The following is a 15,557-nucleotide window of genomic DNA, read 5'->3' on the forward strand; positions in this document are numbered from 1 at the left end:
TCACGCCCCGGTGACGGCCGCGAACGGCACGCTGTCGTGGTGGTTGGACATGTAGTGGATCAGACCGCCGGAGACCTGGAAGTAGTTGCAGACCTCCGCCTCCACGCTGTCGCCGCCGGTGGTGACGGCCGAGATGTGCGAGACGACCGCGGCCTGCTCGCCGTCCACCACGACGTGCACCGGGGTGTTGGAGAACGAGGCGTACATCTCGGGGAAGCCCTTCATCATGTCGCGGAGCGTCTCGCGCCCCTCGACGTGCCCGGCGAGCTGCTCGTCCATCGTCTGGTCGACGGCGAACAGGTCGCACCACTCGTCCCACTCGCCCGCGTTGGCGAGCCGGTAGTAGGTGTCGACGATCTCTCGCGTGCTCTTCGTGCTCATGGGGAGTCCCTTCCTCGGTGGACGCGTGAACTACGGCAGCGGAACGTCGAGTTGGCGCATGAGGCCCGCGGTGTCGGCCTGGACCCAGCGCTCCACGACCTTGAAGTCCTCCAGGCGGTAGACCTCCAGACTGGTCCAGGAGACCTCCTTGCCGCTGGCCTCCATGCCGAAGAACGGCGCGATGTGCCTGCCGTGGAAGGTGATGTGCATGATCACCTTGTCCGGCGCGGCGGCGTACAGGGCGTCCAGGGTGACCCGGAAGTCCAGCGCGTCGTGGGCGGCCTTGATGATGCCCTTGAGCTCGTCCAGGCTCCGCACGTCCCACGCCGGGTTGTTGTCCTTGAAGGTGGGGCCGAACAGGGCGTCCAGGTCGTCGTAGCGGCGCTCGTTGACGGCGTCGGAGACCTTCTGCACGACCGCGACGTTCTCGTCGTCGGGCGAGAGCTGGCCGCGCAGGCCGAACAGGTCGTCCTCCGCCCAGCGCTCCACGAGCCGGCCGTCCTCGGCCCGCCAGATCTCGGTGGTGGTCCACTCCACCTTGCGGCCGGTGGGCGGGATGTCGAGGACGGGTTCCTGGTGGGTGCCGGTCAGCCGGACCCGGGTGATCACCTTGTCGCCCGCCTCGATGGTCTCCAGGAGCTCGCCCCGGATGCCGAGCGTGCGGTGCGCGCCGCGCAGGGCGTCCAGGTAGGAGTCCAGGCCCTTGATGTCGAAGCCCGGGTGGTGGTCCTCGAAGTCGGCGCCGATCACACGGGCGATCTCGGCGTAGTCCTCGGTGTTGAGCGCGGTGAGGAACCGCTCGTACAGCCGGATGGTGTCAGACGTGGGCATGGGGATTCCCCTCGGTCCGAAGTGAGGTGTGCGACTGGGACTGCTGGATGAGAGCGGCCGCCTTCTCGCCGATCATCACGCTCGGTGCGTTGGTGTTGCCGGCGACGATCGTCGGCATGACGGAGGCGTCGGCGACCCGCAGCCCGTCGACGCCGTGCACCCGCAGCTCGGCGTCGGTGACCGCGTCGGGCCCGGTGCCCATGCGGCAGGTGCCGACCGGGTGCCACAGGGTGGTCGCGTGGGCCGCGACGTAGCCGCGCAGCTCGCGCGGGTCGGTCAGCCGCTCGCCGGGGCCCAGCTCCGCGCCGCGGAACGGGCCGAAGGCGGAGGTGTGCGCGAGCTCCCTGGCGAGCAGGATGCCGTGCACCAGGACGTCCGTATCGGCGGACGAGGCGAGGTAGTTGGCGCGTACGACCGCGTTGGCCGTCGGGTCGGCGCTGCGCAGCCGCAGCCGGCCCCGGCTCTGCGGGAGCAGCGAGATCGGCGCGAAGGTGAAGCCGGGGCCCTCGTGGTGGGCGGCCGGCGCGTCGGGCGCCAGGAACTTGATGGGCCCGAACGTGAACTGGAGGTCGGGCGGTGCGTCGGGCCCGGCATCCCTGGTGTGGGTGAACAGACCGGCCTCGGAGATCAGCGCGCCCTCGGGGTGGTCCTGGAGCGACTGGTAGCAGACCGGCACGAACAGGTGGTCCTGGAGGTTGCCGCCGACCCCCGGCAGGTTCTGTACGCAGTCGATGCCGTGCGAGCGCAGATGCGCGGCCGGGCCGATCCCCGAGAGCATGAGCAGCTTCGGCGACTCGAACGCGCCCGCCGAGACCACGACCTCCCGCTCGGCCCGGACCCGGTGCAGGCGGCCGTCCCGCTCGTACTCGACGCCCGTCACCCGGGTCCCGTCCAGGATCAGGCGGGTCGCCCGGGCCCCCACCTCGACCGTCAGGTTGGGCCGCTTCAGGGCCGGGCGCAGATAGCCGTCCGCCGTGGAGGAGCGGCTGCCGGCGGCGTCCCGGGTGGTCTGGTAGAGGAAGCCGTAGCCGTCCTGGCGCTCGCCGTTGTAGTCCGACTCCGGCGCGGTGTAGCCGAGTTCGGCGGCCCCGGCGACGAAGGCCTCGGCGAGCGGGGTGGGGGCGTCGAGCTCACGCACCCGGACCGGGCCGCCGGTGCCGCGCAGCGCGGACGGGCCGCCCGCGTAGTCCTCGGAGCGCCGGAAGTGGGGCAGTACGTCCGCGTAGGACCAGCCCGGGTTGCCGAGCGCCGCCCAGCGGTCGTAGTCGTGGCGGCTGCCGCGGACCCACATCAGCGCGTTCACGGAGCTGCAGCCGCCGGCCACCTTGCCCCGGGCCACCGGGATCCGGCGCCCGCCCAGGGCCGGTTCGGGCTCGGTGGCGTAGCCCCAGTCGATGTCGGGGCTCCACTCGGAGGCGAGCAGCGCGAACACCGCGGCCGCGTCCGTGCGGTGGATCTCCGGGCGCTCGTCCCAGCCGCCCGCCTCCAGGACGAGCACGGCCGCGCTCGCGTCCTCGCTCAGCCGGGCCGCCACGGCGCAGCCGGCCGAGCCGGCGCCGACCACGACGTAGTCGAAGGCGCGGCCGGGGGAAGTGCCCGCCAAATCGGGTGACATGGAACCTCCAGGGTCAACTGATGTGCACTCAGGCCGGGTTGAGGTCGCCGACGCGGTAGCCGGAGATGAGCGGCCGCCCGGTGCCGGCCTCGCGCACCAGACGCCAGGTCTGGTCGATGCGGAACGAGCTGACGGTGCCGTCGGAGGTCTGCTTGGCCGTCCACACGACGGTCAGCGAGATGTCGACGCCGGTGCCGTCCTCGCTCACGTCGAGGCGCTCGACCACATGGGTCTGGTCGCTGAAGGCCTCGCCGACCACGTCGTACCAGTCGCGGAAGTCGGCGTGGCTGCGCAGCGTGCGCTCGGGGAAGGCCATCTCCAGTCCGTCGTCGACGATGTGGGCCAGGAGTTCCTCGACCGGCTGGTGGTCGCTGAGAATGTCGAACCAGTGCTGGACGAACGCGGCGATGCCCGTGCCGGGCGCGGTCTTTTCGGCCGTCATGGCTGACTCCCTTCCAGTGCGCGGGCCCGGGGCCCGCGGCACGACTCGGCGCGGCGCCCGTGCCGGGGTGCCGCCCCACGATTTCGGCACGGCCCGCCACCGCCGCGCACGGCCGGGCCGGTGGCCGGTACGCACTGCGTGAAGTCGCCCCACGGGCTGCGGCAACTCGGCACCCCGGACCACCCGTTGAGCCGCCCGCACCCCCCGTGGCCTGGGCCGGAGCATGACATGCCGTAGTGCGTCCGCCCACTTGTGGATGTCCGTGTTCCGGACCGCGGGGGGCTGGTCCCGGCCGCTGGAGCGGACCTAGACATGACCCCGGCACCACGTGGAACCCCCAAGGAGAGGAACTCCCGTGAGCAAGCGCATCCTCGTCGTCCTGTCCGAATACGGCTACTGGGGCGAGGAGTTGATCGGCCCCCTGGAGACGTTCGACAAGGCCGGCTATCACGTCAGCTTCGCGACCCCGACCGGCAAGCGGGCCCCGGCCCTGCCGCCGAGCATGGACCCCGACTACATCGACCCGCCGCTCGGCCGCTCGGTCACCACCCCCGAGATGGCCGCCAAGGTCCGCGCCATCGACACCTCGGACCGCCTCGACGACCCGCTGGACCTGTCGTCCTGGCTGCCCGACCGCCCCTACCGCAGCAAGCCGTACTTCCTGCGCGACTGGGAGGCGTACAACACCCGCCTTGAGCAGGTCCGCGAGCAGATCGCGGGCCGCTACGACGCGCTCCTGATCGTCGGCGGCAGCGGCCCCATCGTCGACCTCGCCAACAACTGGCGGGTGCACGACCTGATCCTCGCCTTCCACGCGCTCGACCTGCCGATCGCGGCCGAGTGCTACGGCGTCGCGGCGCTCGCCTTCGCCCGTGACCAGGAGGACCGCACCAGCATCATCCGGGGCAAGCACGTCACCGGTCACTGCATCGAGTACGACTACAAGGACGGCACCGGCTTCATGGGCACCGACTTCGTCATCGGGCCGCCGCCGTACCCGCTGGAGTACATCCTGCGCGACGCGACCGCTCCCGGGGGCGCCTACCACGGCAACTTCGGCAAGGAGACCTCGGTCATCGTCGACTACCCGTTCATCACCGGGCGCTCCACCCCCGACTCCTACCTCACCGGCGAGAAGGTCGTCGAGGTTCTGGAGCAGGGTCTGCGGCAGTGGGGCTTCCTCGCCAACTGACGCGCCGGACAGGGCAGTTACCGTTCCGCACGAGAGGTGAGCACACCATGGTCAGCAGGCCCGCGCGGGTCGCGATGCTCGAACAGCTACAGGCCGACGGGGTCCGGTACATGTTCGGCAACCCCGGCACGGTCGAGCAGGGTTTCCTCGACGAACTGCGCCACTTCCCCTCACTTGAGTACGTTCTGGCGCTACAGGAGGCCGTTGCCGTCGGGATGGCGGACGGCTACGCGCGGGCCACCCGCCGCCCCACCGTGGTCCAGCTCCACACCGGAGTGGGCCTCGGCAACGGCATCGGAATGCTCTACCAGGCCAAACGGGGCCACGCCCCGCTCGTGGTGATCGCCGGCGAGGCCGGTCTGCGCTACGAGAACATGGAAGCGCAGATGGCCGCCGACCTGGTGGCCATGGCCGAGCCGGTCACCAAGTGGGCCACCCGCGTGGTGGACCCCGAGTCCACGCTGCGCACCCTGCGCCGCGCCTTCAAGGTGGCCGCCACACCCCCCTACGGTCCGGTGCTCGTCGTGCTGCCCGCCGATGTGATGGACCGGCCCACCACCGAGGCGGCCGTCCCGGTGACCTATCTCGACACCGCGAGCGCCCCCGACCCCGCGGCGCTCGGCCGGGCGGCCGAGCTGCTCGCCGGCGCCGAGCGGCCGATCGTCGTCGCCGGTGACGGGGTGCACTTCTCCGGTGCCCAGGAGGAGCTGGCCCGCCTCGCCCAGACCTGGGGCGCCGAGGTGTGGGGGGCGGACTGGTCCGAGGTGAACCTGTCCGTCGAACACCCGGCGTACGGGGGCCAGTTGGGGCACATGTTCGGCGAGAGCAGCCGCCGGGTGACCGCAGCCGCCGACGCCGTCCTCCTCGTCGGCACCTATGCGCTGCCCGAGGTGTATCCCGCCCTGGACGGTGTGTTCGCGCCGGGCGCCCCCGTCGTGCACATCGACCTGGACACCGACGCCATCGCCAAGAACTTCCCCGTCGACGTCGGACTCGTCGCCGACCCCAAACGCACCCTGGCCGGGCTCGCCGACGCGCTGGAGGCGCGGATGAGCCAGGAGAGCCGGCGGCGCGCCGCGGACTGGCTGAGGCGCCGGGCCGCCGAGCGCTCCTACGAACTCGCCGCCAACCAGCAGAAGAACGAGGCCGCGCTCGACCCGTCGGCCCAGCCCACCACCGCCTTCGCGCAGGAGCTGGCCCGCCGGCTCCCCGAGGACGCCATCCTGTTCGACGAGGCGCTCACCGCGTCGCCCGAACTCTTCCGCCATCTGCCGCCCACCCGGCCCGGGCACTGGTTCCAGACCCGCGGCGGCTCCCTCGGCGTCGGCATCCCGGGCGCCATCGGCGCCCAACTGGCCCATCCGGACAAGACAGTTGTGGGCTTCACCGGCGACGGCGGCTCGATGTACACCGTCCAGGCGCTGTGGACCGCGGCCCGCTACGACATCGGCGCCAAGTTCGTCATCTGCAACAACGGCAGCTACAAGCTCCTTGAGGACAACATCGAGCAGTACTGGCGCTCGGTCGACGTGGCGGCCCACGACCACCCCGAGATCTTCGACCTGAGCCGGCCCGCCATCGACTTCACGGCTCTGGCCAGGTCCCTGGGCGTACCGGCCGTACGCGTCGACAAGCCCGACCAGGCCGGGGCGGCCGTCGACGAGGCGCTGGGGACCCCGGGGCCGTTTCTCATCGACCTGGTCACCGGCCGGGGGAAGGAGGACTAGCCATGCGGCTCACCGGCCACAAGATCGCCGTCCTGATGGAGAGCGACTTCTACGAACCGGAGATCCTCTACTACCAGCACCGCTTCCCCGAGGAAGGCGCCGAAGTGCACTTCCTCACCCGCCTCTGGGGCCAGGACCGGATGACCTTCACCGGGCACGAGCACCGGATGCCGTTCGAGGTGGACCGCTCCTTCGAGGACATCGACGAGTTCGCGCTCAAGGAGTTCTCCGCGGTGATCGTGCCCTCCGGCATGGTCTCCGACCGGCTGCGCTACACCGAGGACCCCGGCCGGCTGCCGCCCGCCTCCACCTTCCTGCGCCGGGCCTTCAACGACCCGGCCATCGTCAAGGGCATCATCTGCCACGGCATGTGGCTCGCCGCCCCGGTCCCGTCCCTGGTGCGCGGCCGCAAGGCGGTCGTCCACAACAACCTGCTCGGCGACCTGCGCAACATGGGCGGCGAGTACGTCGACCAGGACGTGGTCGTCCACGACGACCTCGTCACCGCGCGGACCGGTGCCCACTGCCATCTGTTCGCCCGCACCATCATCGACCTCCTCGCGGACCGGGAGCGCCCGTCCCGCGCCGGGGCCCGCACCGTGGTGAGGAGTACCCGATGACCTCCATGACCTCCGCCCGTTTCACGATGCCGGCCGCCCCTCGGGGCGCCCGCATCCCCGTCCTGGACGTCACCCCGCAGGTGCGCGGCGGCGAGACGCCGGCCAAGGCGGTGACCGGTGAGAGCGTGACCATCGGCGCCACCGTCTTCCGCGAGGGTAGCGGCCTCGTCGCCGCCAACGTGGTCCTGCGCGACCCGGCCGGCCGGCCGGGACCCTGGACGCCGATGGCCCTGGTCGACGCGGACGCCGACCGCTGGGAGGCGACCGTCGTCCTCGAAGCCCCCGGGCGCTGGACCTACACCGTGGAGGCCTGGGCCGACCCCGTCGGCACCTGGCGCCGCGACGCACAGCTGAAAATACCCGCCGGGGTCGATGTGGAGCTCACGCTCGCCGAGGGGGCCCTGCTGCACGAGCGGGCCGCCCTCGCGATCCCGGACACAGGCCGCCGGGAGGCGGTGACAGCGGCGGCGGCCGCGCTGCGCGACGAAGCGAGCCCCACCCCCCGTCGGCTCGCCGCGACCACCGACCCGAAGGTGATCGCCGCGCTGGACGCCCGTCCGCTGCGTGAACTGCTCACCGCCTCCCGGCCGTTGACCCTCCTCGTGGAGCGCAGGCGCGCCCTCGTCGGCTCCTGGTACGAGCTGTTCCCGCGCTCCGAGGGGGCACGGCTCACCCCGGGCCTGCCGCCTGTCAGCGGCACCTTCAGGACCGCCGCCGAACGGCTGCCGGCCGTCGCCGCCATGGGCTTCGACGTGGTGTACCTGCCGCCCGTCCACCCCATCGGGCGCAGCCACCGCAAGGGCCCGGACAACGCGCTCACCGCGGGCCCCGACGACGTGGGCTCACCGTGGGCGATCGGCTCGGCCGACGGCGGCCACGACGCCGTCCACCCGGCCCTCGGCACCCTGGAGGACTTCCGTCAATTCGTCATCAGGGCAGGTGAGTTGGGAATGGAGGTGGCACTGGACCTCGCCCTCCAGTGCTCGCCCGACCACCCCTGGCTCACCGAGCACCCCGAGTGGTTCACCCATCGTGCGGACGGCAGCGTGGCCTCCGCCGAGAACCCGCCGAAGAAGTACGAGGACATCCACCCCCTCGACTTCGACACCGACTTCGAGGGACTGGTCGCCGAGACGGTGCGCATCCTGCGCCACTGGATCGCCCAGGGCGTGCGCGTCTTCCGCGTCGACAACCCGCACACCAAGCCGGTCTCCTTCTGGGAGCGGGTCATCGCCGCGGTCGGCGTCACCGACCCCGATGTGGTCTTCCTCGCCGAGGCGTTCACCCGCCGGGCCATGGTGCACGCACTCGCGCAGGCCGGCTTCCAGCAGTCGTACACGTACTTTACCTGGAAGAACACCAAGGAGGAGCTCACCGAGTACGGCACCGAACTCGCCCACGGGAGCTCCGACTTCCTGCGCCCCAACCTGTTCGTGAACACCCCCGACATCCTGCACGCCTACCTCCAGGACGGCGGCAGGCCCGCCTTCGAGACGCGTGCGGTGCTCGCCGCGACCCTCGCCCCGACCTGGGGCGTGTACGCGGGCTACGAGCTGTACGAGGGGGAGGCGCTGGAGCCGGGCACCGAGGACTACGCCCGCTCCGAGAAGTACGAACTGCGCCCGCGCGACTGGGCCGCCGCCGAGGCCGAGGGCCGGACCATCGCCCCGCTGATCACCCGCCTCAACGCGGTGCGCCGTGAGCACCCGGCCCTCCAGGAACTGCGCAACCTGCGCTTCCACCCCACCGATCACGATCAAGTCATCGCGTACTCGAAGCAGTTGACGCGCCCGGACGGAACGAGCGACACCGTACTCGCGGTGGTCAACCTCGACCCGCACCACGCGAGCGAGGCCACCGTCTCCTTCGACCTCGCCTCGCTCGGCCTGCCCGACGACGGCTCCCTGAAGCTGCGCGACGAGCTGACGGGCGCCCTGCACGCCTGGCACCCGCACACCTACGTACGCCTGGAACCGTCGCGGGGCCCCGCCCATCTGCTGACCCCGGTCGTCGAGGGGCAGGCGCCATGAGCGTCACCGCCACCGAGGCCGGGGTCCTCGCCCCGCTGCTGCCCGCGCTCGAACCGTGGCTGGTCACCCGCCGCTGGTTCGCGGGCGGCGGCGGCCCGCTCGCCGAGCTGACCCCGCTCGCCGTCACCGTCGTACGCGACCAGGCCCCGGCCCTGGTCCACGCCGTGCTCCGGGCCCGCCACACCGGCGGACCCGAGCGGCTCTACCAGGTGCTGCTCGGACTGCGCCCGCGGCTGCCGGCCCGCCTCGCCCCGTCCGCCATCGCCGAGGTGGCGGACGGGCCCTGGCGGGGCTGGACCCTGTACGAGGCCGTCGAGGACCCGGCGCTGCTCGGGGTGCTCCTGCGCACCCTGGCCGTGCGCGGCGGTTCCGGCGGGCCGCGCCTCGCGCGCACCTCCGCCCTGCCGCTGCCGGTCGGCCTGGTGCCCCGCGCGCTGACCGCCGAGCAGAGCAACAGCACGGTGGCGTACGGCGACCGGCTGCTGCTCAAGCTCTACCGGCGGCCCGAGCCCGGGCCGCACACCGAGATCGACATCCTGCGCGCTCTCACCGAACAGCGCTGCGCCCGCACTCCGCGCCTGCACGGCGCGCTGCACACCGACGCGCCGGGCGGCGAGGGTCTGGTGCTCGGGCTCGTCGAGGACTTCCTGCCCGCCGAGGCCGACGGGTGGCAGAGCGCGGTACGGCACGCCGCCGACTGCGTCGAGGGCGGCTGCCGAACCGTCCCGGCCACCGGCGGCTTCACGGCGCACGCCCGCACCCTGGGCCAAGCCGTCGCCGAGGTGCACACCGCGCTCGCCGAGGCCTTCCCCAAGAGCCTGGTCGGACCGGGCGAGGTGGCCGAGGACGCCGCCCGGATGCACCGGCGCCTGAAGGAGGCCATCGAGGAGGTCCCCGCGCTCGCCCGCTACCGCACCGCGCTCGCCACCCTGTACGAGGACTACGCGGCGATGGCCGCCCGCGGCTGCCCGCTTCTGGTCCAACGCACCCACGGCGACCTGCACTTGGGCCAGGCGCTGCGCACCGCCGACGGCTGGCGGATCATCGACTTCGAGGGCCAGCCCGCCACACCCGCCGCCGAACGGGCCCGCCCGCAGTCGGCGCTGCGCGACGTCGCCTCCATGCTGCGCTCCTTCGACTACGCCGCGCGCACCGCCCTCGCCGACGTCCAGGAACGCTCCGCCGACGCGGGCCCCGGGCCCCGGACGCGGCGCACCCGCAGGGCGTACGCCTGGTCGGTGCGCAACCGGCGCGCCTTCTGCGACGGCTATCGCGACGCGGGCGGCGCCGACCCCTTCTGCCGGCCCGTGCCGCTGCGCGCCTTCGAGGCCGACAAGGCGGTGTACGAGGCCGTCTACGAGGCGCGGCACCGCCCGGCCCTGCTGCCCGTGCCGCTGGCCGCCGTCCACCGGCTCGCGCACTCCCGCTGACTCCGAGAGGAACCCCGACCCGTGCTCCAGACGCGGCAGTTGACGACCCGTATGGCCGAAGCCGAGCTCGACCGGCTGCTGGCGGGGGCCCATCACGACCCGCACTCCGTGCTCGGCGCCCACCCGGTGGCCGACGGCGTCGCGGTCCGGGTCCTGCGCCCGCTCGCCCGCCGTGTCACGGTGGTCACCGGCGACGGTGACCGGGTCGAACTCGCCCACCAGCGCGACGGGTTGTTCACCGGGCTGCTGCCGGGCACGGTCGCGCCGGTCTACCGGCTCCAGGTCGCCTACGGCGAGCGGGCGCACGACCGGGAGGAGGGCCACGAGGACGGCTACCGGTTCCTGCCGACCCTCGGCGACCTCGACCTGCACCTGATCGCGGAGGGCCGGCACGGGGAGCTGTGGCGGGTGCTCGGGGCCCGGATCCGCACCCTGGAGGGCGTCACCGGCTGCGCCTTCGCGGTCTGGGCCCCCAACGCCCAAGGGGTGCGCGTGATCGGCGACTTCAACGGCTGGAACGGCACCGCGCACCCCATGCGTTCGCTCGGTTCCAGCGGTGTCTGGGAGCTGTTCGTGCCGGACGCGGGACCCGGCACCCGCTACAAGTACGAGATCCACACCCGTGACGGCCGCATGCTCCAGAAGGCCGATCCGCTGGCCCGCGCCACCGAGTGCCCGCCCGCGACCGCCTCCGTCGTCGACGCCTGCGCCTACGAATGGGGTGACGCCGAGTGGATGGCCGAGCGCGGCGGGGCCGACTGCCGCAGCCGTCCCCTGTCCGTCTACGAGGTCCATCTGCCTTCCTGGCGGCCAGGGCTGACGTATCGTCAGCTCGCCGCGGAGCTGCCGGAGTACGTCGCGGGGCTCGGGTTCACCCATGTGGAGCTGATGCCGGTGATGGAACATCCCTTCGGCGGCTCCTGGGGCTATCAGGTGACCGGCTACTTCGCCCCCACCGCCCGCCTGGGCACCCCCGACGACTTCCGGTACCTCGTGGACGCGCTGCACGGCGCCGGGATCGGCGTCATCGCGGACTGGGTGCCGGCCCACTTCCCGAAGGACGAGTTCGCCCTTTCCCGATTCGACGGGGAACCCCTCTACGAACCCGCCGACATCCGTCGTGCCCACCATCCGGACTGGGGCACCCTGGAATTCGACTACGGCCGCCGGGAAGTGCGCAACTTCCTCGTCGCGAACGCCGTCTACTGGTGCACCGAATTCCATATCGACGCGATCCGCGTGGACGCCGTCGCGTCGATGCTCTACCTCGACTATTCCCGTGCGGACGGCGGGTGGAGCCCCAATGAGCACGGCGGGCGGGAAAACCTGGCGGCGGTGGCCTTCTTGCAGGAGTTGACCGATACCGTGCGCCGCCGCGCCCCCGGGGCCCTCACCATCGCCGAGGAATCCACGTCCTGGCCGGGAGTGACGCGTCCCACCTACGAGGTGGGCCCGGACGGCTTCGGCGGTCTCGGCTTCGACCTGAAGTGGAACATGGGCTGGATGCACGATTCGCTGGGCTATGTCGCCCGGGACCCGGTGCACCGCGCCTACCACCACGACGAGTTGACCTTCTCCATGGTCTACGCCTACAGCGAGGCCTATCTGCTGCCGCTCTCGCACGACGAGGTGGTGCACGGGAAGCGGTCCCTGGTCGCGAAGATGCCGGGTGACTGGTGGCAGCGGCGCGCGAATCTCCGCGCCTACCTCGGTCACATGTGGGCCCATCCGGGAAAGCAACTCCTGTTTATGGGCCAGGAGTTCGGGCAGGGTGAGGAATTCGACCACGACCGCGGACCGCAGTGGTGGGTGCTCGACCGGGACTGGCCCGGCCACGCCGGCCACCGCGGCATCCGCTCACTGGTCAGCGATCTGAACCAGGTCTATACCGATACCCCCGCGCTGTGGGAGCTCGACCACGATCCCGCCGGCTTCTCCTGGATCGACGGATCCCGGGCCGAGCACAACGTGCTCTCGTTCGTGCGCTACGACGCCGACGGCCGGCCCCTGGTCGTCGTCTGCAACTTCTCCCCGGTGGTCCGCACCGGCTACCGCATCGGCCTGCCGGACGCCGCCGCCTGGAGAGAGGTCCTCAACAGCGACGCCGAACGCTACGGCGGCAGCGGCGTGCTCAACTCCGGTGTCATCACGCCCGAGCCGGTGCCGTGGCACGGCCAGGCGCGGAGCGCCGCCCTCACCCTGCCGCCGCTCGCCACCTTCTGGCTGCGGCCGGCCCGAGACCGGGAGGAGAGCGTCGATGAGTGAGTCGCGCGGCACGGCCGAGCGCATCGTCGGGGCCCACGGCATCAGGGGACGGGTCCCGGAGGAACTGGATCCGGGCGGCGCCTACCGCACCGGAGCCGCCTTCGCACTGCTCACCGGCGCGCCCGTGATCGCGGTGGCGCACGACCTGCGGGGCTGCTCGCCGGCCCTCGCCGACGCCTTCGCCCAGGGCGTCCTCGACCAGGGCGCCGACGTCGTCGACGCGGGCGCCGGTCCCGCCGACTGCCTCGCCTACCTCTCGGGCCGGCTGGACGTGCCCGGCGCGCTGGTCACGGCGGGCCGGGGCCCCGGTGCCCCGTACGGGATCCGGCTGTGCCACGCCGGCGCGGCAACGGTCGCCCAAGGCACCGGGCTCGAAGCGATCCGCGAACGGCTCGCGGGCCCGCGGCCTGCGCTGACCGACCACCCGGGTTCCGTGGTCCGGGCGCCGGTGCTCGACGACTACGTCCGGCAGTTGCGCTCCCTGGTCGATCTCGGCGGCATCCGTCCGCTGAAGGTGGTGGTCGACGCGGCCCACGGCATCGCCGCGCTGACCGCGCCCCGGGCGCTGCACCACCCGGCCGTGGAACTCGTCCCCGTGCGCTTCGCCTTCGACGACGACCTCGCCGGCCGGCCGAGCTGGGACCTGGGGGAGCGGGTGCGCCGGTCCGGCGCCGACCTGGGGCTCGCCTTCGACGAGGACGCGGACCGCTGCCGGGTGGTGGACGAGCGGGGCGCCACCGTCTCGCCCGCCGCGGTCGTCGCCCTGGTCGCGGCACGCGAACTCGCCCGCCGCCCGGGAGCCGCGGTGGTCCACGACCTCATCGTCTCGCGGGCCGCCATCGAGGCGGTCGAGGAGGCCGGCGGCATCCCCCTGCGTTCCCCGGTCGGCCGAGCCGCCATCCGCTCCCTGATGGCCGAGCAGGGAGCGGCGTTCGGCGCGGCCCACTCGGGGCGCTACTACTTCCGGGACTTCTGGTGCGCCGACTCGGCGATGCTCGCCGCACTGCACCTGGTGGCCGAGGTGGGCGAGACCGGCCGCGGGCTCTCGCGACTGACCGCGGGCCTGGACCGCTACCCGCGCTCCGGCGAGATCGGCATCGAGGTCGAGGACCCGATGGCGGCGCTGCGCCGCGTCGCCGCGTACTTCGCGGACACCGACGCGGAACTGGACCGACTCGACGGCGTGACGGGGGAGTTCGGCGACGGCTCCTGGTTCAACGTACGGGCCGCACACGGCGCCCCGCTGGTCTGCGTCCACGTGGAGGCGGAGGACCCGGCCGCCATGGCGGCGCTGCGCGACCGGGTCCTGGCGGTGCTGAGGGCTAGCGTGCGCGCTCGCTGAGGGCGTGCCGCGGGCTGGGCGTGGGCTGGAGCCCGGACGCGGACAGGGCGGCGTCGTAGGCGGCGAGGGCCTGCTTGGGATAGCCCTCGTCGCGCCACATGTCGCCGATACGGCGCCAGTACGAGGCCGTCTCGTACGAGACGGGGAAGTGCCGCAGCTGCCGGGTGGCGGCTTCGAGGGTCTGCTTGCCGAGGTCGGTCTCCTGGCGCAGGAAGTGCAGTTGGGCGAGGATGGACCGGGCGGCCACCGCGACCACCCGGGGTTCGCTGCCGAGCAGACCGAGTGCGCGTTCCGCATGGGCGGCCGCCTCGGGCCAGTTGCCGAGAGCGGTGTCGGCCTCGGCCAGGCTGAGTTCGCAGCGGGCGAGCTCGTCGGCGTTGCCCGTCTCCGCCAAGGACTGCTGGGCCTCCTCCAGGAGGTCCTTGGCCCGGTCGAGTTCGCCGGACTCGGTCTGGAGCAGCAGCCATCCGTAGTTCATCTTCAGCATGGCCACATGGCGCACATTGTCGTCCTCGGCCATCATCGCGAGCGCGCGCTCGGTCAGGGCCAGCGCCTCGTTCAGCTGCCCGCGCGACTGGGCGACCAGACCCGCGTTCCAGTACACCGCGCCCCGGGCCGCCCGCGCGCCCTGCTTCTCGGCGATGGGGATGAGCCGCTGCGCCAGCAGATGGGCCCGGGTGTGGTCGCCCCGCATGCGGTAGGAGCCCATGAGGGTGGAGCCGAGCTGGACGTGATCGATGGTCACGTCCAGACCCAGCGCGTCCAGCCTGCTCATGGCCCGCTCGCCGATCTCGATGCTCACGGTGATGTCGCCCAAGTTGCGGTAGCAGCGGCAGAGCGCCACGGCGGTACGGCACCACTCGTCCGAGCCGGCCGCGAGGCCGGGGTCGTCGTAGATCTCCTCCAGGAGCGGGATCGCCGCCTCCAGACGCCCGAGCTTCTCCAGTGCGGTGGCCTGACCCACGCGGGCGCGCCGCCGCATGACGGCGTCCAGGGGGAGGGGACTCCCCAGCAGCCCGCTGAAGGTCTGCAGCGCTTCGCCGTCCGCCCCGTTGCGCAGGGCCATGTCCCCGAAGGCCAGCTTGAGCCGGGCCTCCTCCATCTCGTGCTGGTCGCGGCCGGTGCGGAGATACTCGGCCGAGCAGCCGAGCTTCTCGGTGAGGGCGGCGAGCACGGCATCGGACGGTGCCCGCTTGCCGGATTCGATGAGCGACACGTAGCTGGTCGAGATCTCTTCGGACGCGAGGTCCTGCTGCTTGAGTCCGCGCCGGACCCGGAGCTCCCGGATGCGCTGCCCGAGGCCAACGGGAGAGGAAGGCTCAGAGTGATCCATGGCGACTCCTTGAGCAACTGGTACTTGACTCAGATCATTACAACTGATGCTACCCGCAAGTCAGACGCCTACAAGCCCTCGAACCTGATTTTTTGGGCAGGTCAGGCGCACTTTGGCTGCTTCCGCACGTCCTCCGAGGAGGCTGCATTCGGAATTCCCTCCTCCGTAAGAGCAAGATCACTCATTGCTGAACCTATACTTGACTGACTTGGTCACCCCTGATTGACTCTCCTTGTCAAATTCAGTCGTCCATGTGGGGGGATAAATCAATGGGCTCGAAGGGGATATGGCTGATCATCGGTGCGATGTTCTCCATTGGAGTAATTCTCAGCGGGTGCCTGATATTCAC

The 15,557-nt window shown here is 71.9% G+C and carries 12 protein-coding genes; 7 read left to right on the forward strand and 5 right to left on the reverse strand.

Going from position 1 to position 15,557, the window contains the following annotated elements:
- The 4 genes from ACFYNP_RS05670 to ACFYNP_RS05685 are packed head-to-tail and all read right to left on the reverse strand — an operon-like array spanning position 1 to position 3,269.
- A complete protein-coding gene (locus ACFYNP_RS05670) occupies positions 1–381 on the reverse strand; it encodes a nuclear transport factor 2 family protein (RefSeq protein ID WP_388782926.1) in 381 nt (126 codons plus the stop codon).
- A 30-nt stretch (positions 382–411) separates the two neighbouring features.
- Positions 412–1,212: an ester cyclase gene (locus ACFYNP_RS05675; RefSeq protein ID WP_388404238.1), complete on the reverse strand. Its 801-nt coding sequence runs from the start codon at positions 1,210–1,212 to the stop codon at positions 412–414.
- Positions 1,199–2,827: a GMC family oxidoreductase gene (locus ACFYNP_RS05680; RefSeq protein WP_388782929.1), complete on the reverse strand. Its 1,629-nt coding sequence runs from the start codon at positions 2,825–2,827 to the stop codon at positions 1,199–1,201. Before ACFYNP_RS05680 ends, ACFYNP_RS05675 begins: the two co-directional genes overlap by 14 nt.
- A gap of 28 nt (positions 2,828–2,855) precedes the next feature.
- Complete coding sequence (locus ACFYNP_RS05685) at positions 2,856–3,269, reverse strand: nuclear transport factor 2 family protein (protein WP_388404243.1); 414 nt, start codon at positions 3,267–3,269, stop codon at positions 2,856–2,858.
- 355 nt (positions 3,270–3,624) lie between these two features.
- Here ACFYNP_RS05685 and ACFYNP_RS05690 point away from each other — a divergent pair, with 355 nt between their 5' ends.
- Genes ACFYNP_RS05690 through manB form a run of 7 tightly spaced genes read left to right on the forward strand, consistent with a single transcriptional unit; the run spans position 3,625 to position 13,875 of the window.
- Positions 3,625–4,461, forward strand: a complete 837-nt coding sequence (locus ACFYNP_RS05690; RefSeq protein WP_388404246.1) for a type 1 glutamine amidotransferase domain-containing protein — start codon at positions 3,625–3,627, stop codon at positions 4,459–4,461.
- Positions 4,462–4,508: 47 nt separating this feature from the next.
- The gene (locus ACFYNP_RS05695) at positions 4,509–6,188 is read left to right on the forward strand and encodes a thiamine pyrophosphate-binding protein (protein WP_388782932.1); all 1,680 of its coding nucleotides are present in this window, start codon (positions 4,509–4,511) and stop codon (positions 6,186–6,188) included.
- Between the two features lie 2 nt (positions 6,189–6,190).
- Complete coding sequence (locus ACFYNP_RS05700; RefSeq protein ID WP_388404251.1) at positions 6,191–6,808, forward strand: DJ-1/PfpI family protein; 618 nt, start codon at positions 6,191–6,193, stop codon at positions 6,806–6,808.
- Positions 6,805–8,838 (forward strand): maltotransferase domain-containing protein, encoded by a 2,034-nt coding sequence (locus ACFYNP_RS05705; protein ID WP_388782935.1) that lies wholly within the window; start codon positions 6,805–6,807, stop codon positions 8,836–8,838. The genes ACFYNP_RS05700 and ACFYNP_RS05705 overlap by 4 nt, the downstream gene beginning before the upstream one ends.
- A complete protein-coding gene (locus ACFYNP_RS05710) occupies positions 8,835–10,268 on the forward strand; it encodes a hypothetical protein (protein ID WP_388782938.1) in 1,434 nt (477 codons plus the stop codon). Before ACFYNP_RS05705 ends, ACFYNP_RS05710 begins: the two co-directional genes overlap by 4 nt.
- Before the next feature lie 21 nt (positions 10,269–10,289).
- On the forward strand, positions 10,290–12,533 hold the full coding sequence (glgB, locus tag ACFYNP_RS05715; protein WP_388404258.1) for a 1,4-alpha-glucan branching protein GlgB: 2,244 nt from the start codon (positions 10,290–10,292) through the stop codon (positions 12,531–12,533).
- Entirely contained in the window at positions 12,526–13,875 is a 1,350-nt protein-coding gene (gene manB / locus ACFYNP_RS05720) for a phosphomannomutase/phosphoglucomutase (protein ID WP_388782941.1), read from the forward strand. The genes glgB and manB overlap by 8 nt, the downstream gene beginning before the upstream one ends.
- Here manB and ACFYNP_RS05725 read toward each other — a convergent pair.
- Entirely contained in the window at positions 13,856–15,208 is a 1,353-nt protein-coding gene (locus ACFYNP_RS05725) for a helix-turn-helix domain-containing protein (RefSeq protein WP_388782944.1), read from the reverse strand. The two genes, manB and ACFYNP_RS05725, sit on opposite strands and share 20 nt — an antisense overlap.
- Between the last annotated feature and the right edge of the window lie 349 nt (positions 15,209–15,557).

This window comes from Streptomyces sp. NPDC006691 (genome assembly GCF_042869955.1).
In the GTDB taxonomy this organism is placed as follows: domain Bacteria; phylum Actinomycetota; class Actinomycetes; order Streptomycetales; family Streptomycetaceae; genus Streptomyces.